This window comes from Enterobacter ludwigii (assembly GCF_001750725.1).
Lineage (GTDB): Bacteria > Pseudomonadota > Gammaproteobacteria > Enterobacterales > Enterobacteriaceae > Enterobacter > Enterobacter ludwigii.
This window is the reverse complement of record NZ_CP017279.1, coordinates 4484359-4503115: the sequence shown is the minus strand read 5'-3', so window position 1 is coordinate 4503115 and position 18757 is coordinate 4484359. Positions and strand designations below refer to the sequence as shown.

Here is an 18757-nt window from a genome sequence, read left to right as displayed (position 1 = left end):
TCAGTAAAGGGTAAACAAAAAGGACCGGTTTTGCCAAACAGATCACATAAACGGACCGGGCAGACCATTGAAAAAGCATAAAAAAAGGCCCGCATTTGCGGGCCTTCTGATGCTATGAGCTGCTTAAATTACAGAACGTCAACCGCGTTCAGTTCTTTGAAAGCCTGCTCCAGACGCGCCACCATGGAAGTCTGCGCAGCACGCAGCCATACACGTGGATCGTAGTATTTCTTGTTCGGCTGGTCTTCGCCTTTCGGGTTGCCCAGCTGGCCCTGCAGGTAAGCTTCGTTCGTTTTGTAGTACTGCAGGATACCGTCCCATGTTGCCCACTGGGTGTCGGTATCGATGTTCATTTTCACTACGCCGTAGCTTACGGAGTCTTTGATTTCCTGTGCAGAAGAACCGGAACCGCCGTGGAAGACGAAGTTCAGGCTGTTGTGCGGCAGGTTGTGTTTCTTAGAAACATATTCCTGAGAATCACGCAGGATAGTTGGGGTCAGAACCACGTTACCTGGTTTGTAAACGCCGTGTACGTTACCGAAGGACGCTGCGATGGTGAAGCGTGGGCTGATTTTGCTCAGCTCGGTGTAAGCGTAATCAACGTCTTCTGGCTGGGTGTACAGTGCAGAAGCGTCCATGTGGCTGTTGTCCACGCCGTCTTCTTCACCACCGGTGCAACCCAGTTCGATTTCCAGGGTCATGTCCATTTTGGCCATGCGCGCCAGGTACTTAGAGCAGATTTCGATGTTTTCGTGCAGGGACTCTTCAGACAGGTCGATCATGTGAGAAGAGAACAGTGGCTTACCGGTCGCTGCAAAGTGTTTTTCACCCGCATCCAGCAGACCGTCGATCCACGGCAGCAGTTTCTTCGCGCAGTGGTCAGTGTGCAGGATAACCGGAACACCGTAGTGTTCAGCCATCTGGTGTACATGGTGCGCACCAGAGATTGCGCCCAGGATTGCCGCGCCCTGAGGAACGTCAGTTTTCACGCCTTTACCAGCGATGAATGCTGCGCCACCGTTAGAGAACTGAACGATAACCGGTGCTTTAACTTTTGCAGCAGCTTCCAGTACGGCGTTAATGGAGTCGGTACCAACGCAGTTAACTGCTGGCAGAGCGAAGTTGTTTTCTTTAGCTACCTGGAACACTTTCTGAACGTCATCACCAGTGATCACGCCAGGTTTTACGAAATCAAAAATTTTAGACATGTTGCTTAGTCCTGTATCTTCGGCCGTTAGAAAAGGTGCGAGCTCTTAAAGCGCGCTGAAAATTGGGCAGGTTTCCCTGCCCTTGAATGGCTTACTTCTTAGCGCGCTCTTCGAGCATTGCTACTGCTGGCAGTACTTTGCCTTCCACGAACTCGAGGAATGCGCCGCCGCCAGTGGAGATGTAGGAGATCTTGTCAGAAATACCGAACAGGTCGATTGCTGCCAGCGTATCACCGCCGCCTGCGATAGAGAACGCTTCGCTGTCTGCGATAGCGTTAGCAACGATTTCAGTACCTTTGCGGAAGTTCGGGAATTCGAACACGCCAACAGGACCATTCCACAGGATAGTTTTTGCGTTTTTCAGGATTTCAGCCAGTTTCTGTGCAGAAACGTCGCCCAGGTCCAGAATCTGCTCATCATCTTTGATGTCGTTAACAGATTTCAGGGTCGCAGCCGCTGTTTCAGAGAACTCAGTCGCGACGCGAACATCCGTTGGAACCGGGATATCGCAGGTGGTCAGCAGACGTTTTGCTTCGTCAACCAGATCCGCTTCGTACAGGGATTTACCGACGTTATGGCCTTGTGCCGCCACGAAGGTGTTCGCGATACCACCGCCAACGATCAGCTGGTCAGCGATTTTAGACAGGGAATCCAGTACGGTCAGTTTGGTAGAAACTTTAGAACCACCAACGATTGCAACCATTGGACGAGCAGGTTCTTTCAGTGCTTTACCCAGTGCGTCCAGCTCAGCAGCCAGCAGAGGACCGGCACACGCGACGTCTGCGAATTTACCGATACCGTGGGTTGAAGCCTGCGCACGGTGAGCAGTACCGAAGGCGTCCATCACGAATACGTCACACAGTGCAGCGTATTTTTTGGACAGCGCTTCGTCGTCTTTCTTTTCGCCTTTGTTGAAGCGAACGTTTTCCAGAACAACCAGTTCACCGGCAGCGATGTCTACGCCGTCCAGGTAATCTTTTACCAGGCGAACCGGGTTGGACAGTTTGTCTTTCAGGTAATTAACAACTGGCAGCAGAGAGAACTCTTCATTGTACTCGCCTTCAGTTGGACGACCCAGGTGGGAGGTCACCATCACTTTAGCGCCCTGCTTCAGAGCCAGTTCGATGGTTGGCAGAGATGCACGGATACGCGCGTCGCTGGTCACTTTGCCATCTTTAACCGGTACGTTCAGATCAGCACGGATGAAAACGCGTTTACCAGCCAGATCCAGATCGGTCATCTTAATTACAGACATGGTGAATCCTCTCGTTGATTCTTAAAGTTTTGCAGACGCACGATGCGTCTTACCTGAAACCTTGAGCGGCCATTGCTAACGTGGTGTCGAGCATTCGGTTAGCAAAGCCCCATTCGTTATCACACCAGACCAGCGTCTTGATAAGGTGTGCGCCACTGACGCGCGTTTGAGTGCCATCGACAATGGCGCTGTGCGGGTCGTGGTTAAAATCTACTGAGACCAACGGTAATTCCGTATAGTCAACTATACCATGAAATGCCCCCTGTGCCGCTTTTTGCAGCAACAGGTTGACTTCACAGGCTTTTACCGGTTTTTTCACCGTCACGCTCAGGTCAATTGCGGTGACGTTAATCGTCGGTACACGTACGGCAATTGCTTCAAAACGATCATTAAACTGCGGGAAAAAACGGGTGATACCTGCCGCCAGTTTTGTGTCCACCGGAATGATTGACTGGCTCGCGGCTCGCGTGCGTCGTAAGTCCGGATGATAGGCGTCAATCACCTGCTGATCGTGCATCGCTGAATGAATCGTGGTTACGGTGCCGGATTCAATGCCATACGCATCGTCTAACAGTTTGATGACCGGAATAATGCAGTTGGTGGTGCAGGAGGCGTTGGAAACAATGCGGTGTTCGGCTTGCAGCTCATGCTGATTCACGCCAAATACGACGGTCGCGTCGAGGTCGTTGCTGCCAGGATGGGAAAACAGGACTTTTTTCGCACCTGCTGTCAGATGCGCTTCGCCATGCTCGCGGTTACCGTATACGCCAGTACAGTCAAGTACGATATCCACACCCAGTTCACGCCACGGTAGCCCGGCAATACTGCTCTCATGCAGCACGCGGATGGCATCGTCGCCGACAAACAGCTGATCTCTTTCCTGGCGAACATCCCAGGCAAAGCGTCCGTGGCTGGTGTCATATTTCAACAAATGCGCCATGCCCGCAGCATCCGCCAGTTCGTTGATAGCCACCACGGTTATTTCCGCCCGACGCCCGGATTCATATAAAGCACGAACCACGTTACGCCCGATGCGACCGAAGCCATTAATCGCTACGCGTACGGTCATAGATCTCCTGCAAAGCTATCCCTGAGTTTGAGGTGGCTGAAAGAGTAATCCAGCTACGCCCGAAGGGGAATCCTTGCTGTCACAAACTGCGATTGATTGGTCAATTGTCGAACATTTAATCGACTGAAACGCTTCAGCTAGAATAAGCGAATCAGTGAATAAAAGGAATGTCTGTCCAGAGCAATAAGCGCGCTATATGACTTGCGTCACATTTTGGATGGAATAATTCACAGGAACGTTACATGTTTGAGGAATAGTGGACATATAAGGCGGATAGCGTGAAAAAAACAAAACGGTAACCCAAAGGTTACCGTTTAGGGTGTTTGCGCCCTCTTCTCAGTGAGAGCACGGACAGGGGCTCGCGCCCCTACCCTACAAACGATTACAGCAGTTCTTTTGCTTTCGCGACAACGTTTTCAACGGTGAAGCCGAACTCTTCGAACAGCAGCTCTGCCGGAGCAGATTCACCGAAGGTGGTCATGCCGACGATGGCGCCGTTCAGGCCCACATATTTGAACCAGTAGTCAGCGATACCTGCTTCTACTGCCACGCGCGCGGTAACGGCTTTAGGCAGTACGGATTCGCGGTAGGCGGCATCCTGCTTGTCGAACGCATCGGTAGACGGCATGGAAACCACGCGCGCTTTAACGCCTTCGGCAGACAGTTTTTCCCATGCGGCAACAGCCAGCTCAACTTCAGAACCGGTCGCGATGAAGATCAGCTCTGGCTGACCCGCGCAATCTTTCAGCACGTAACCACCACGGGCGATGTTCGCCAGCTGCTCTGGAGTACGTTCCTGCTGTGCCAGGTTCTGGCGGGAGAGGATCAGTGCGGTTGGACCGTCCTGACGCTCAACACCGTATTTCCACGCCACGGCGGACTCAACCTGGTCACATGGACGCCATGTGCTCATGTTTGGCGTCACGCGCAGGGAAGCCACCTGCTCTACCGGCTGGTGAGTTGGACCATCTTCGCCCAGACCGATGGAGTCGTGGGTGTAGACCATCACCTGACGCTGTTTCATCAGCGCAGCCATACGCACGGCGTTACGCGCATACTCAACAAACATCAGGAAGGTAGAGGTGTACGGCAGGAAACCACCGTGCAGGGAGATACCGTTCGCAATCGCGGTCATACCGAATTCACGCACACCGTAGTGGATGTAGTTACCGGCAGTGTCTTCGTTGATTGCTTTAGAACCAGACCAGATTGTCAGGTTAGATGGCGCCAGGTCAGCGGAGCCGCCCAGGAATTCTGGCAGCAGCGGACCGAACGCTTCAATCGCATTCTGAGAGGCTTTACGGCTGGCGATTTTGGATGGGTTCGCCTGCAGTTTAGCAATGAACTCGTTCGCTTTGGCGTCGAAGTCAGACGGCATGTCGCCCTTCATACGACGGGTAAATTCAGCCGCTTCCTGTGGGAAGGCTTTCGCATAGGCAGCGAACTTCTCGTTCCATGCGGATTCTTTCGCCTGACCCACTTCTTTAGCATCCCACTGCGCGTAAATTTCAGATGGGATTTCGAAAGCAGGATATTTCCAGCCCAGCGCTTCGCGCGTCAGAGCGATTTCCGCGTCGCCCAGTGGCGCACCGTGGGAATCGTGGGTACCCGCTTTGTTCGGGGAACCGAAACCAATGATGGTTTTGCACATCAGCAGTGACGGCTTGTCCGTCACAGCGCGCGCTTCTTCTACTGCACGTTTAATCGAGTCAGCATCGTGACCGTCAACGCCACGCACAACGTGCCAGCCGTAAGCTTCGAAACGCTTCGCGGTGTCGTCAGTGAACCAGCCTTCAACGTGACCGTCGATGGAGATGCCGTTGTCGTCATAGAACGCAACCAGTTTGCCCAGCTTCAGGGTACCTGCCAGGGAGCACACTTCGTGAGAAATGCCTTCCATCATGCAGCCGTCGCCCATGAATGCGTAGGTGAAGTGGTCAACAATGTCATGACCTGGACGGTTGAACTGCGCGGCCAGGGTTTTCTCGGCAATCGCCATACCCACCGCGTTAGCAATACCCTGACCCAGCGGGCCGGTGGTGGTTTCTACACCTGCGGTGTAACCCACTTCCGGGTGTCCTGGCGTTTTGGAGTGCAGTTGGCGGAAGTTTTTCAGCTCTTCAATTGGCAGATCGTAGCCAGTGAGGTGCAGCAGGCTATAGATCAGCATTGAGCCGTGGCCATTAGACAGCACGAAACGGTCGCGGTCAGCCCAGGAAGGGTTCTGCGGGTTGTGGTTCAGGAAATCGCGCCACAGGACTTCGGCGATATCAGCCATACCCATTGGGGCGCCCGGGTGGCCGGATTTGGCTTTCTGTACTGCGTCCATGCTCAGCGCACGAATAGCATTAGCAAGCTCTTTACGTGAGGACATTTTAACTCCAGATCGGACTGTTAAAGGCCATGCCCTTGACGACAGCGCGTTTTGGGCTACGCCGGAAAAAAGTGCCAACAATGTAACCCAAGCGGCATGTCATGTACATGGAGCATTCTTTTGCAGCTTAAGAAATCTCTGGATCATGCTCGCATGTTGCGCAATCTGCTCGCCCGGCCCCGTAGATATTCCTTATACTTAGCCCGACCCCGGCTTCGTTGCCGGTGCACTTTTCAGATTTTATTCAGATTAACGAGTACGGAAGCGACATCATGAAAATGCGTGCAATAGTGCTGGCCCTGGGTACAACGCTCCTGCTGAGCGGCTGTCAGAATATGGATTCTAACGGCCTGATGTCCTCAGGCGCAGAAGCCTTTCAGGCCTACTCCCTGAGCGACGCACAGGTTAAAGCGCTGAGCGACCAGGCCTGTAAAGATATGGACGGAAAAGCCACGCTTGCCCCGGCCAATAGTACCTACACGCAGCGTCTGAATAAGATAGCCTCCGCGCTGGGTGATAACATTAACGGCCAGCCGGTGAACTATAAGGTGTACATGGCCAAAGATGTAAACGCCTTCGCGATGGCGAACGGCTGCATCCGCGTTTACAGCGGGCTGATGGATATGATGACCGACAACGAAGTTGAAGCGGTTATCGGCCATGAAATGGGCCACGTTGCACTTGGCCACGTGAAGAAAGGCATGCAGGTTGCGTTAGGCACTAACGCCATCCGCGCCGCGGCGGCGTCTACGGGCGGTATCGTCGGCAGCCTGTCACAGTCGCAGCTTGGCGATGTGGGTGAAAAACTGGTTAACTCTCAGTTCTCGCAGCGTCAGGAATCCGAAGCGGATGACTACTCCTACGATCTGTTGCGCAAACGCGGCATTAATCCATCAGGTTTAGCCACCAGCTTCGAAAAACTGGCCAAACTGGAAGCCGGTCGCCAGAGCTCTATGTTTGATGACCACCCGGCGTCAGAAGAGCGCGCACAGCATATTCGCGACCGTATGGCCGCAGACGGAATTAAATAATTCGAAAGGAGGCATATTTGCCTCCTTTTTATTTCGCATGAATTGTTAATTTAACCGCACATATCGGTAATAGCACTTCAGTACCTTTCTAAGCCGCGCAAACACTAGATTATTGCCCTGAAACGTCTCGTCACATAATTATTGCAATCATTTACCATTCGGGTAATTATCGAGCTCGCAGTAATTCAATTTACAATATTAATACAGAGACGTTCCCTCCGTGAAAAAAGAATTATCATTAATTGCGTTAAGTTTATTCGCCGCATTACCCGCCGTTGCAAGCCAGCAATCCGACAGCAAAGGGTTTGTTGATGACAGCCATTTAGATCTGTTTTTACGCAATGCGTATATCAGCCGTGATTATCATCAGGGTCAGCAGGACAAAGCCGAATGGGGTCAGGGCATCGTTGCCACGTTTGAATCCGGCTATACCGAAGGGCTGGTTGGCTTTGGTGTGGACGGCATTGCCCAGTATGGCGTGCGTCTGGACGGCGGTCGTGGAAAGAGCGGCGCGGGCGGCATTGACTTCTTTAAACAGGAAGACGATGGCCGGGCTAAATCCGATCTGGCGAAATTTGGCGCCACAGCAAAAATGCGTATTTCCAATACCGTGCTGAGCTACGGTAACCAGCGTCCGGAATTACCGATTGTGAATGCCGACAATTCCCGTCTGCTGTTTGAAAGCTTTACCGGCACCATGCTGACATCAAAAGAAATCACGGGTCTGGAAGTGAACGCCGGTTACTTCACCGATGAGCAGCGCAAAAGTGACGACCGCCACGACAGCGGCCTGAAGAGCCTCTCCTTCGGCGGTGCGAGCTACCAGTTCAACGACCAGTTCAGCGGTGCGCTGTATGCCTCTCATGTGGAAGAGGTGATGAACAAGCAGTACCTGGGAATGAACTTCAAACAGCCGTTCAGCACCGGGCAACAGCTGGTGCTCGATTTCAACGGCTATAACTCACGCCTGGATCAGCGCTACGCAGACAGCCTTGATACCGGACGCAGCAATAGCATCTGGAGCCTGGCGGCAAGCTACATCTGGGATATTCATACCTTCAAGGTGGCGTATCAGCAGAGCAGCGGCAGCACCGGCTATCACTATGGCAGCTATCGCGATCAGGGTGGCGTAGGTGACGGCGGCAATACCATCTGGCTGGCGAACTCCTACTGGTCTGATTTCAACGGCGAAGACGAGCGCTCATGGCAGGCTTCTTACGCACTGGACTTCGGCGGTCTGGGTTTACCAGGCCTGAGCTGGACAACTGCTTACGTGCGTGGCGACAACATCAAGACCTCTGAAACCAGCAACGGTAAAGAGCATGAGTGGTTTAACCAGATCCAGTATCAGGTGCAGGACGGCCCGGCTAAAGATCTGAAACTGAAACTCCGTTACTCCGTCCTGCGTGTGTCCAGCAACGCCAGCGACTATAACGTGGGCGGGGATGAGATCCGCGCGTACGTGGAATACCCGTTTAACGTGTTCTGATTAAGCCCCTCACCCGCCCTTCTCCCTAAGGGAGAGGGCGCGAGTGAGGGTAAACACGTTTAGTACAACGTCTTCTGCGGCGGCCCGGCAAACTTAAGCGCGCCAATCTGTCCCATCCGCACTTCCACTACCGACGGTCCTGGCATGGCAAGCGCTTCGGTCATCACCGCGTCAAAATCCTCCGCCCGTTCGACGCTCCACGCCTGTAACCCCATCGCATGCGCCAGCTGTGTAAAGTCCGGGGTATGCAGCTCGTTATAATACTGACGCCCGCCGAAATACTTATCCTGAATGCCGCGCATGACGCCGTAACCGCCGTCGTTCATCACCAGCAGCGTCACGTTGGCCTTCTCCTGCGCCAGCGTTGCCATCTCGCCCAGATTCAGGCTTACGCCACCATCGCCCACCAGCCCCACCACTTTGCGTTGCGGGTTGGCAATCGCCGTGCCAATCGCCATCGGTAGCCCCATGCCGATGGCGCCTGCCAGCGAGTGAATGTTCATCAGCGGTCCGTTGGCGCGGAACAAACGGCTGCCCCACAGGCTTCCGGATACGGTGATATCACGGACCAGCAGGCCATCTTGCGGCAGCGCGTTCTCGATGGCGTCGTTGAGCTTCGCATAAGCACCGCACTGCTCACGCAGTCCCGCAACGGCTTTCGCCAGCGCCTGCTGCACCTGTGTATCCCACTGTGCATCGCCCCATTCACGCCCCTGCGCTTTAGCCGCCAGCGCGGTTAACAGCGCCGCGCAGTCGGCCACAAGGGTTGTGTCCATCAGATAGTTGCGGCTCGCCGCCGCGGGGTCGATATCAATCTGGACGCGGGGATGCGGTAATTCAAGCGTCCACGAGCGGGTTTCGTTGCTGCGCAGGCGTGAGCCAGCGACCAGCGTAAAGTCGCACTGGGCGATCAACGCCTCAACTGACGGCGAGTTATGAAACGCCCGCAGGCTGGCGCGATGGCTGTCCGGCAGCACGCCGCGCGCGTGGGTGCTGGAGATAACCGTCACTCCTGCATCCGCCAGTTTTTTTACCGCATCAGCGCTACCAAGTGCTCCGCCCCCCAGCCACAGCAGCGGCTGTCTGGCCTGTTTAAGCTGCGCCCACAGCGTGTCGACCACTGTCGTATCAACTGCGGAAACCGACGTCGGTTTCACCGGAGCGGTGATCAGCGACACGGGGATTTTCGCCCCCTGAATATCAATCGGGATCTCCACGGAAACCGGCCCGCACGGCGGAGTTTGCGCCTCCTGAATGGCCTTGTGAAGGATCGCTATCGCCTGGTTCGCGTTGCTGATGCGGTATGCCCGTTTTGAGCTGGCCTTCAGGAAGGTCAGCTGGTCGCGGGTTTCGTGGATAAAGCCGGTGTCGGCATCCAGCCAGGCTTTTTCCACCTGGCCCGTGATATGCAGCAGCGGCGTGCAGGCATTCATGGCTTCCACCAGCGCGCCGACGGCGTTACCCGCCCCGGCGCCGGTACTGGTCAGCGCCACGCCGAGCCCGGAAAAACGGCCGTGGGCATCGGCCATGGTGACCGACCCCGCTTCGCCACGTGCGGGTACAAAGCGAATATTCCCGCGCTGCCCTACCGCATCGGCGATGGGTAAATTGTGGATGGAGATGACGCCGTAGATGGCCTCAACCTGATACTGCTCCAGCGTTCTGGCGATGGCGTCGCCGACGGTTATCATTTCGCTCATTACTCACCCTTTCTCAGTCGCACCAGTGGTTGACGCTGTTACCCGTCGCCAGATAAATGCTCTTTTGCTGCATCCAGGCTTTCAGCCCCTGAATGCCCTTTTCGCGGCCCAGACCGCTCTCTTTAAAGCCCCCGAACGGGGTCGAAATTGCAAACACTTTGTAGGTGTTTATCCACACCGTGCCCGCTTCAAGCTGCTCGCTCAGGCGCAGGGCGCGCCCGGTATCCCGCGTCCAGATCCCGGCGGCAAGGCCATAAACGGAGTCATTCGCCTCACGGATCAACGCGGCTTCATCGCTAAAGGGCATCGCCACCAGCACCGGGCCGAAGATCTCCTCCTGACAGGCGCGCGCGCTGTTGATCAGGCCTTCGATGATGGTGGGCTGGAAGTAACTGCCGTTTGCCAGCAGTGGATCGGCAGGGATCTCCCCGCCACACAGCACGCGGCCCCCTTCACGCTTTGCCAGTTCAACGTAAGCCTGCACGCTCTTGCGGTGCGCGTCGTTAATCAGCGGTCCCACATGGGTGCCGTCGGTAAAGGGATGCCCGACCCGCAGGCCGCGCGTTAACTCGAGCAGCCTCGCCATCAGTGGGGCGTAAAGGCGCTCATGGATAAAGAGCCGCGAACCGGCAATGCAGGCCTGACCTGCCGAGCTGAAAATGCCGTAGCAGATCCCGCGCGCAGCCAGCTCAACGTCGGCATCTTCCAGTACGATGGTCGGGGATTTACCGCCCAGTTCCAGCGAGGCCGGGATCAATTTTTCCGCCGCCACGTGCGCCAGATGACGGCCCGTGGTGGTGCCACCGGTAAAGGAGATTTTTCGCACTTTCGGGTGACGCGCCAGCGCATCGCCAATCACCGAGCCTTTGCCCGGCAGCACGCTCAGCAGCCCGGCGGGTAAGCCTGCCTGCTCAAAAATACGCGCCAGCTCCAGCGCCATCAGCGGGGTGGCTTCGGCTGGTTTGAGAACCACCGCGTTACCGGCAGCAATGGCCGGCGCCACTTTCTGCATTTCGCTGGCAATGGGGGAATTCCAGGGCGTGATAGCTGCCACCACGCCGAGCGGTTCATATCGGCTGAGGGTAAGCACATCAGGCTGGCGTGGTGTCGGCAGTTCACCTTCCAGCAGCTCGCAGGCGGCGGCAAAATAACGCGCAGTGCCTGCCGCGCTCATCACCAGACCCCGCGCTTCCGCCAGCGGTTTACCGTTGTCGCGACTCTGCATGCGGGCCAGTTCATCGACGCGGGATTCGATCAGATCCGCCACCTTATGCAGGATCTTCGCACGCGCATGCGGCAGGCTGTTACGCCAGGCAGGATCGCGCCACGCGCGCTCTCCGGCGTCGATAGCCTCCTGCAGATCGTCCAGGCTTGCCGCGTGGAGCGTGGCGTTCACCGCACCGTCTGCCGGGAAATGGCTCTGCATCAGGTTACCGCCGCCACGCCGCCAGTTGCCGCCAATGAAAATGTTAAGATCGTCCATCGTCGCTCCTTAGCGCTGCGTCAGTTCACGGCAGGCGCGAACCGCGCTGAGTGCCGCCAGGGTGGAGGTTTTGGGGTTGCTGGCAAGCGGTAGCCCGCTCAGCTCCAGATGGAACTCGCCAAACATCCCTTCGACGTGCAGCGTGTGGGTATTGCGTTGAGTGGCCGGGTCAACCATCAGTTGCACACGGGTATCATCCATCCCCACGCCGCCAAGTGCCACGGTCGCCGCCACGTTGGCGTTGGCCGGAAACAGTCGTGCCGCTTCACGTGCGCTGCCTTCAAAGAAGATCTGCGCCTCGGACACGGCGTTAAGATCGATAAGCTGTTCGGCATAGCTGCCGCGCCAGCTGGCCGGGCTTTTACGCGACTGGTAGGTCACCTTCTCAAGCCCGCCCTCTTTTGCTGCCGCCAGGCCATCAATGCCCGCCACCGCACCGGAGAGCAGCGTCAGCTTTCCGCCTGCGTTAAGCAGACGCTGTTCCAGCGCGCTGTCTGCCAGCGCTCCGGTGGAGATCACCGCCAGATGCCATCCACGGCGTAAAATCGCTTCCCCGTACTGCGCCACCGCCTGCTGGCTGGCACATTCCAGCACCAGATCGGGAGTATCCGTACATAATGCGGGCGAGGTCAGTGCCACCACCGCATCGCCAAACTGCTGGCGAATCGCGGCATGATGCGTCTCGCGCGCCACGATCCAGCCGATGGCAACCTGCTCGGGCAGACGCTCAATGACCGCCTGCGCCATGGCACCGTAGCCGATTAACATGATTTTTTTCATGATGTGTCCTTACAGATGACGGCAGAAGCCGCCGGAAACGTCCAGCGCCGCACCGGTGGTAAACGAAGCCAGCGGCGAAGCGAGGAACAGCAGAGCCTGCGCAGGCTCCTGCGGCTTACCGAGACGCGCCATCGGAATGCCGCGTTTGCGGGCAATATCCGCCGTCCACTGCGGCCAGCTCTGACTTTTATCCGCCCGGTTCTCAAAGCGACGCCGCCACTGGCCGGATTCCACCATGCCAAGCAAAATGGAATTCACGCGGATACCCTTACTCACCAGCTCTTTCGAGAGCGTGAGCGTCATATTGAGCAGCGCGGCACGTGCTGCGGAGGTGGCAATCATGTGTTCCTCTGGCTGCAGCGCCAGCAGCGAGTTCACGCAGGTAATGGAGGCAATGTCCGATTGCTCCAACTGCGGCTGAAAAGCCTGCACGGGGTTAATCACCCCAAATAGTTTCAGTTCGGCTTCATGCAGCCAGGCCTCGCGCGGGGTGTCATTGAAGTGCGCCACATACCCCTGTCCGGCGTTATTAATCAGCAAGTCTGTCCCGCCAAAGCGGGACTTAACGGCCTGGGCAAAGGTCTGAACCTGGTCTGCATCCAGCACGTCGCAGCGGTGAGAGAAAATCTCGCCATCAGGGAATTCGTTTTGCAGCGACGCATGCGCGCTGGCAAGCCGGTCCGGGTCGCGGCCACAGAACGCCACTTTTGCCCCCTCGCCCAGCAGCAAGCGCAGTGTTTCAAAACCAATGCCAGAAGAACCGCCGGTGACTACCGCTACGCGCCCGTCAATTTGTGCATTCATCGCGCACCTCTTCGTTGATACGTAAAAGCTGTTGATTAAAAAACGCGTCGTTATCGAGATAGCTGGCGTGCCCGGCCAGGGGAATCGCGGTAAACGGCATGCCGTAACGTAGCGCCAGCCCCTGAACCAGCTCAGGCTGGGTAATGGCGTCCTGCTCGCCGCACCAGACTTCAAAGTCACCGGCGTAACGCTTCAGCCAGCCGTGAATATCGTCATGTGCCAGCATCCATGCGGCAGCGAGGTAGCCTTCCGGGCGCAGTTTGCGCATGCCCGCCGCAACGGTGGCAATATCGTCCTCACGCGCGCCCGGGCGTAATAATTTAGCGGCCCGGGTTTGCGCTAGGATCTCGCCCCCAAGCGCCATCTGCTGCTCCCGGTTACGCCAGACCTGCTCGCGCTGCGCCGGCTCGGCCTGGCCGTAACCCTGCGCGGCATCGGCCAGCACCAGATGCAGCACGCGTTCGGGATACTTCGCCGCAAAGGCGCTTGCCACCAGCGCCCCAAGCGAATGCCCGACCAGAACGACCTGCCAGACGCCCGCGCGATCCAGCATGGCCGCCAGCGCGTCGGCGTAATCCCCCGCGTTGGCGCGCTCAACCGCCAGCATCGGGCTTTCGCCATAACCGGGCATGTCCCACGCCAGTACGCGAAAACCGTTCAGCGCCATCTGTTTATGCCAGGAGGCAGCGCCGGAGCTGATGCCGTGGAGCAGCATCAACGGGATGCCGCTTCCCTGTTCACGAAAGCCCGTCATCGCGCCCCCTTAGTTCCGCTTCACTTTCGACAGCGGGTGATCGGCCGGATAGGTCGGGATTTCCGGCTTGTTGGTGCCGAGCATCACGCACATCAGCGCCTCTTCTTCGCCATGATTGAACAGACCGCGATAGATGCCCGGCGGAACGGAGATCAGATCGCGTTCGCGCAGCACGGTTTCGGTGTAGTGATCGCCGTCCTGGATCATTAGCGTGATCTGCCCTTTAAGCATGAAGAACACCTCTTCCACGTCGTCATGCAGATGCAATGGTCCCTCGCACTTCGACGGCAGCACCATGGTGGAGAAGGTAAAGTGCTCAGCCGGCACGGTATTGGTATCGCTAGCCACGCCCGTCGCCCCGGTACCGATGTAGCGCATCTGCGCACGGCGGTATTTAGGATCGAAATCGGCCTGGAACTTCAGCGCGTTCCAGTCATATTTACGCCCTTCAAAGCGCGCAATGCGCGACTCGACCCACTCTTCCATGGTCAGATGGTCAGGTTTAATGCCTGGTTTTGCAGTTACGGTTGAATCAGTCATGACACTCTCCTCAGTAACGTCTCAGCAGCGGCAGTAACAGGACGCAGCCCACCGCCGCCATCACCGCCAGAAAAATCAGCCCGGAATCCATGCTGTGGGTGAAGGCGATCAACGCGCCCATCACCGCCGGCGACAGCGCGCCCGCAAAGTTTCCCAGCCCGTTGAAAATACCGCCCGCCGTCGCGCTCACCCGGGGATGGGTAGCCTTCGCCAGCAGTGCGAAAATGTTCGGCGCACCGGTGCCCCACATAAAGGTGCTAAAGCTCATCGCCGCGATAACGGCCAGCGGGGTATCAAGATGCATGACCGCCGTCAGGCCTAACCCCGCGCCAGCCATCGAGATAAAGCAGGCCGCCGCGCGTTTATCGACCCGGTCAGAAAGCCATGCGCCAATCACCTCACCCGCCAGCATGGCAATAAACGGCATCGACGACAGCCAGCCCGCGTGTTCAAGATGAATGCCTTTCCCTTTAATCAGGTAACCCGGCAGCCAGCCATTGATTCCCCACAGGTAGGTGAGAAACGCGATGTTAAAGATGCAGATAATCCAGAAGTGCGGGCTGACAAACAGCTCGCGCCGCGCGGCACGTCGTTCATCCTGTGATTCGCGATCCGCAGCCGGTTTGGCACCCAGACGGATCCCGCGCAGACCGATGCGCACGAACACCAGCACCGGCACGGTGAGCATCGCCATCACAAAGAAGGTGCTCTGCCAGCCGAAGGCATTCAGCAGCCAGATAGAAAGAGGGAAGCCAATCGCCGCGCCTACCGGGGTACCCAGCAGCCACAACATGGTGGCTCGCGCCTGCAGATGCTGCGGGAAGTTATGCCGCACAATGGCAAACGCCAGCGGAAACAGCGGCCCTTCTGCCACGCCCAGCAAAATGCGCAGGACGATCATGACCGTGTAGTTATGGGTAAACCCCATGGCCACCATCAGCACGCACCACACCACCATCATGCCGGTGAGCAGGCGAAGCGGTGCAATCTTGTCCCCCAGTCCGCTTAAAAAGACCGATGAGAAGCCGTAGCTCAGCAGGAAGGCGCTCATCAGAATACCGAGGCGCGTGGTGTCAAAATCAATGCCCATCGCCTGCTGGAAATGGCTGTCGGAAAAGAGCGCCGCAATGCTGATTTTGTCGAAAAATGCCAGCAGTACGCAGGCCAGCAATGACAGCGGAATGGCCCAGCGCACCGCTTTTTCGGGCGTGCGGGTGCCCTCACCGCTTGCCTCAACCGGCGCGGTGTTAGTCTCAAATGTGGTCATGTCTCCCCCTACGGGTGCGGGTTAGCTATCGCAATGACATCAGTGAAAAAGTCGGGTCAGCCAGCGGCACATCGGACAGATCCCTTCCGGCAGCCATCCAGCGCTTCGCCAGCTTGACGGTACGCGCATCGTTGAACGCCACCAGCTGGGTCAGCCGTCCGTTTTCATCCAGTGAGAAAAACAGCGCATTATCCCGGGCAAGGGTTGTGCAGCCGGCCTGCGGAATACCGAGGATCTGAATGTTGTGCTGGTATTGATCCGACCACAGCCACGGCGCGTCGTCATAGCCGGGGGCATCGGGATTGAGCATCGCCTTTGCCGTGGCAACCGCCTGATTCTGGGCAAAGGCCCACGACTGAATACACAGCCCATAGTGATGGTGCTGGGCCACATCACCGGCAGCAAAAATAAACGGATCCGACGTTCGCCCCTGAGCGTCCACCACGATCCCGCGCTCAGTCTGCAGACCCGCATCACGTGCCAGCTCGAGATTGAGATCAACACCGATCCCGACGACCACGGCATCAAAGGTTTCACGCTTGCCGTCACAGTAAATGACCGGCAGACCATTGTTATCTTCCAGCTCCAGCGCTCCGCAGCCGGTGCGGATATCCACGCCCTGTTCGCGGTGAAGTGTTTCCAGCTGCTGCGATACCTCGGCGCTCACCGAACGCATGCACAGCGCGGGCTGCTGCTCAAACAGCGTCACGGCGACGCCACATTTACGCGCGGAGGCCGCAATCTCCAGGCCAATCCAGCCTCCGCCGATAATCGCCAGGTTTTGACTCTCTGCCAGGCGCGCCTTCAGCCGCTGTGCGTCCTGCCAGTGGCGCAGGGTATAGACCTGCGGGTGGGCCGCCCATGCGTCGCCCGGCAGACGCGCCCGACCACCGGTAGCGATTAATAGAATGTTGTAACTAAGATATTCACCGTTGCTTAAGCGCACCGTTTTCGCGTGACGATCGAGAGATTCCGCGCGCACCGGCCGGCACCATATCAGGTTCAATGCCTGTTGCGCCGCTTCAGGAAAGAGACGCGGTAGCGGCGCGTCCGGCTCCAGTAACGCAGCCTTGGACAGCGGCGGGCGTTCGTAGAAATCCCACGCCTCTTCCGCCACGACGCAAATCTCGCCGTCGAAGCCTTCGTCACGCAGGGTTTTCGCCGCCCAGCCACCTGCCTGACCGCCGCCAATAATGACAATGCGCGAGGTCATACCGCCTCCGGCTTTTTCTGCTGACGGCGAGTGTCGTGGTCAATCCCACCCTCTACCGCCCACTCGGTGAACGACACCAGCGAATGTTCCAGCTCGCGCGGCTGCCAGTTTTCGGTGAGGTAATCATCGTTGGTGTAGTATTCAAACGCCCCGCCGGTTGGGCTGTTGACGTACCAGAAATAGGCCGAGGAGACCGGATGACGCCCCGGGCCAATAAAGGTGCTCCAGGCGTTTTTGTTCATCGCTATCCCACCGCCGATCACCTCGTGAATGTCGCGTACGGTAAAGGCCACGTGGTTCAGCCCCCGCTTACGGTTAGGCAGTTGAAGAAGGAACAGGTTGTGATGCCCGCCGCGCACGCCACAGCGCAGGAACACCGCACGGTTGATGTAGCGGTCAGACACCTGGAACCCAAGCACCTCACGGTAGAACGTCTCCACCGCCGCCAGCTCCTCCACGAAGAACACCACGTGGCCCACGTTAATAGGCTGGGCGCGATCGTAGACCGGGCTTGGCGTGTCGATACGGCGGGCATCGCCCCACTGGTTAATCGGCTCGACGTTCAGCTCCACCGGCACCTGATGGCTGACCTGTACGCGCAGGGTCATGCCGTTCGGATCGCGGCACTCCAGCGCGTCGCCCACCTCACGAAAACCGGGCTGCTTCTCAAGCTTCGGGCGCAGCGCCTCCAGATCGTCCCGGGTGGCGACTGCCCAGGTCATCCGGCGCAACGTATTTCCTGCTTCAAACGCTGGCGGCAGGTCAGGGCTGTCGACAGGATTAAGCTCCACACGCGCGCCGCTCAGGGTAGTAAAACGCTGGCCGCTGGCATCGCCCGTCAGGCCAAAATCACGCATAAATTTGGCGCAGTGCGTCAGGTTTTCGACGCCAAATTCCAGCTTTTCAATTCCGGTTATACACATCGTTCGTTGCCTCGTCTGGCCCAGATTGGGCGTAAAACATGCCCGACGCAATGAAGCGCCTGGCGTTAACCTGATGATTTAACTGGCCTGTGACAAATACCCTAAGAAGCCAGAAATTTTATCCGCCGCCATGCGGACATCGTTTTGCAGGCGCTCGCGATCGGTCTGCGGGATCTCCTCCGAAGGCACCAGAATGCTCACCACGGCTGCCACCCTTCCGCTGCGGTCATACACCGGATAAACGATGGAGGAGATGCCATGACGGAAGAAGGATTCGCCGATCACATAGCCGCGTGCTTTGTCCTGCTGCACCATCTGCCACAACGCTTCACGGTCGTGGATCTGGCCCGGCGTGTTGCCCGGCAGACGTTCGTGCGGGAACAGCTGTTCGAAATCGGCTCGCGAAATATCAGTCAGCAGCATGCGTCCCAGCGACGTACAGTGCACCGGCAAACGGGTACCAATGCTCACCTGATTGATGCGAGAACCGGCGGCACTGACGCGGGCGATATAGATGATGTCGCGCCCGTCGCGGATCGCCAGATGACTGCTGCACTGGCTGACGTCACGCAGCTGCTCGATGACCGGCTGACCGACCTGCGCCACATCCAGTGAGGCGATGTATTCAAAGCCCAGACGCAGGACGTTCATGCCAAGTGAGAAGGTATTGGTTCGCGTGTTGCGCTCCAGAAAACCCATGTATTCCAGCGTTTGTACCACGCGGTAGGCGGTGGCTTTCGGCATATCGACCAGCCTGTGCAGCTCGGCAAAGGTCAGTTCACGGTGCTGCTCGCCAAAGGCCAGCAGCAGCTGTAAGCCTCGCTCCAGCCCGGGCACCAGGTACTTCACTTCGTGATCGCTTGCCAT

The 18757-nt window shown here is 57.4% G+C and carries 16 protein-coding genes; 2 read left to right on the top strand and 14 right to left on the bottom strand.

Going from position 1 to position 18757, the window contains the following annotated elements:
- Positions 1–128: 128 nt before the first annotated feature.
- The 4 genes from fbaA to tkt all read right to left on the bottom strand — a co-directional run bounded on the left by fbaA (position 129) and on the right by tkt (position 5906).
- On the bottom strand, positions 129–1208 hold the full coding sequence (gene fbaA / locus BH714_RS21180; protein WP_014171535.1) for a class II fructose-bisphosphate aldolase: 1080 nt from the start codon (positions 1206–1208) through the stop codon (positions 129–131).
- A gap of 91 nt (positions 1209–1299) precedes the next feature.
- A complete protein-coding gene (gene pgk / locus BH714_RS21175; protein WP_020883716.1) occupies positions 1300–2463 on the bottom strand; it encodes a phosphoglycerate kinase in 1164 nt (387 codons plus the stop codon).
- Positions 2464–2512: 49 nt separating this feature from the next.
- Complete coding sequence (gene epd, locus BH714_RS21170; RefSeq protein WP_014171537.1) at positions 2513–3532, bottom strand: erythrose-4-phosphate dehydrogenase; 1020 nt, start codon at positions 3530–3532, stop codon at positions 2513–2515.
- 382 nt (positions 3533–3914) lie between these two features.
- Positions 3915–5906: a transketolase gene (gene tkt / locus BH714_RS21165; RefSeq protein WP_020883715.1), complete on the bottom strand. Its 1992-nt coding sequence runs from the start codon at positions 5904–5906 to the stop codon at positions 3915–3917.
- Between the two features lie 272 nt (positions 5907–6178).
- On the opposite strand from tkt, the gene loiP reads away from it, so the two are divergent.
- Positions 6179–6937, top strand: coding sequence for a metalloprotease LoiP (loiP, locus tag BH714_RS21160; protein ID WP_020883714.1), 759 nt, complete (start codon positions 6179–6181; stop codon positions 6935–6937).
- A gap of 220 nt (positions 6938–7157) precedes the next feature.
- Positions 7158–8426, top strand: coding sequence for an OprD family outer membrane porin (locus tag BH714_RS21155; protein WP_040018858.1), 1269 nt, complete (start codon positions 7158–7160; stop codon positions 8424–8426).
- 59 nt (positions 8427–8485) lie between these two features.
- On the opposite strand, the gene BH714_RS21150 is transcribed toward BH714_RS21155, so the two are convergent.
- From BH714_RS21150 to BH714_RS21105, 10 genes are all read right to left on the bottom strand, one after another.
- The gene (locus tag BH714_RS21150; RefSeq protein ID WP_040018857.1) at positions 8486–10126 is read right to left on the bottom strand and encodes a thiamine pyrophosphate-binding protein; all 1641 of its coding nucleotides are present in this window, start codon (positions 10124–10126) and stop codon (positions 8486–8488) included.
- 13 nt (positions 10127–10139) lie between these two features.
- The gene (locus BH714_RS21145; protein WP_040018856.1) at positions 10140–11609 is read right to left on the bottom strand and encodes an aldehyde dehydrogenase; all 1470 of its coding nucleotides are present in this window, start codon (positions 11607–11609) and stop codon (positions 10140–10142) included.
- A gap of 9 nt (positions 11610–11618) precedes the next feature.
- Positions 11619–12389, bottom strand: a complete 771-nt coding sequence (locus tag BH714_RS21140; RefSeq protein ID WP_020883712.1) for an aspartate dehydrogenase — start codon at positions 12387–12389, stop codon at positions 11619–11621.
- A gap of 9 nt (positions 12390–12398) precedes the next feature.
- Complete coding sequence (locus BH714_RS21135) at positions 12399–13193, bottom strand: SDR family oxidoreductase (protein WP_014171544.1); 795 nt, start codon at positions 13191–13193, stop codon at positions 12399–12401.
- Entirely contained in the window at positions 13177–13947 is a 771-nt protein-coding gene (locus BH714_RS21130; protein WP_025203266.1) for an alpha/beta fold hydrolase, read from the bottom strand. The genes BH714_RS21135 and BH714_RS21130 overlap by 17 nt, the downstream gene beginning before the upstream one ends.
- 9 nt (positions 13948–13956) lie before the next feature.
- Positions 13957–14487 (bottom strand): cupin domain-containing protein, encoded by a 531-nt coding sequence (locus BH714_RS21125; RefSeq protein ID WP_014171547.1) that lies wholly within the window; start codon positions 14485–14487, stop codon positions 13957–13959.
- 10 nt (positions 14488–14497) lie between these two features.
- Entirely contained in the window at positions 14498–15754 is a 1257-nt protein-coding gene (locus BH714_RS21120) for an MFS transporter (RefSeq protein WP_040018855.1), read from the bottom strand.
- 25 nt (positions 15755–15779) lie between these two features.
- Positions 15780–16967 (bottom strand): NAD(P)/FAD-dependent oxidoreductase, encoded by a 1188-nt coding sequence (locus tag BH714_RS21115; RefSeq protein ID WP_040018854.1) that lies wholly within the window; start codon positions 16965–16967, stop codon positions 15780–15782.
- Positions 16964–17890, bottom strand: coding sequence for a VOC family protein (locus BH714_RS21110; protein ID WP_040018853.1), 927 nt, complete (start codon positions 17888–17890; stop codon positions 16964–16966). Before BH714_RS21110 ends, BH714_RS21115 begins: the two co-directional genes overlap by 4 nt.
- A 78-nt stretch (positions 17891–17968) precedes the next feature.
- Entirely contained in the window at positions 17969–18757 is a 789-nt protein-coding gene (locus BH714_RS21105; RefSeq protein ID WP_020883705.1) for an IclR family transcriptional regulator, read from the bottom strand.

Coding starts and splice junctions, on each gene's coding strand:
- fbaA (WP_014171535.1), bottom strand. CDS start 1,208: ATGTCTAAAATTTTTGATTTCGTAAAACCTGGCGTGATCACTGGTGAT.
- pgk (WP_020883716.1), bottom strand. CDS start 2,463: ATGTCTGTAATTAAGATGACCGATCTGGATCTGGCTGGTAAACGCGTT.
- epd (WP_014171537.1), bottom strand. CDS start 3,532: ATGACCGTACGCGTAGCGATTAATGGCTTCGGTCGCATCGGGCGTAAC.
- tkt (WP_020883715.1), bottom strand. CDS start 5,906: ATGTCCTCACGTAAAGAGCTTGCTAATGCTATTCGTGCGCTGAGCATG.
- loiP (WP_020883714.1), top strand. CDS start 6,179: ATGAAAATGCGTGCAATAGTGCTGGCCCTGGGTACAACGCTCCTGCTG.
- BH714_RS21150 (WP_040018857.1), bottom strand. CDS start 10,126: ATGAGCGAAATGATAACCGTCGGCGACGCCATCGCCAGAACGCTGGAG.
- BH714_RS21145 (WP_040018856.1), bottom strand. CDS start 11,609: ATGGACGATCTTAACATTTTCATTGGCGGCAACTGGCGGCGTGGCGGC.
- BH714_RS21140 (WP_020883712.1), bottom strand. CDS start 12,389: ATGAAAAAAATCATGTTAATCGGCTACGGTGCCATGGCGCAGGCGGTC.
- BH714_RS21135 (WP_014171544.1), bottom strand. CDS start 13,193: ATGAATGCACAAATTGACGGGCGCGTAGCGGTAGTCACCGGCGGTTCT.
- BH714_RS21130 (WP_025203266.1), bottom strand. CDS start 13,947: ATGACGGGCTTTCGTGAACAGGGAAGCGGCATCCCGTTGATGCTGCTC.
- BH714_RS21125 (WP_014171547.1), bottom strand. CDS start 14,487: ATGACTGATTCAACCGTAACTGCAAAACCAGGCATTAAACCTGACCAT.
- BH714_RS21120 (WP_040018855.1), bottom strand. CDS start 15,754: ATGACCACATTTGAGACTAACACCGCGCCGGTTGAGGCAAGCGGTGAG.
- BH714_RS21115 (WP_040018854.1), bottom strand. CDS start 16,967: ATGACCTCGCGCATTGTCATTATTGGCGGCGGTCAGGCAGGTGGCTGG.
- BH714_RS21110 (WP_040018853.1), bottom strand. CDS start 17,890: ATGTGTATAACCGGAATTGAAAAGCTGGAATTTGGCGTCGAAAACCTG.
- BH714_RS21105 (WP_020883705.1), bottom strand. CDS start 18,757: ATGGCAAGCGATCACGAAGTGAAGTACCTGGTGCCCGGGCTGGAGCGA.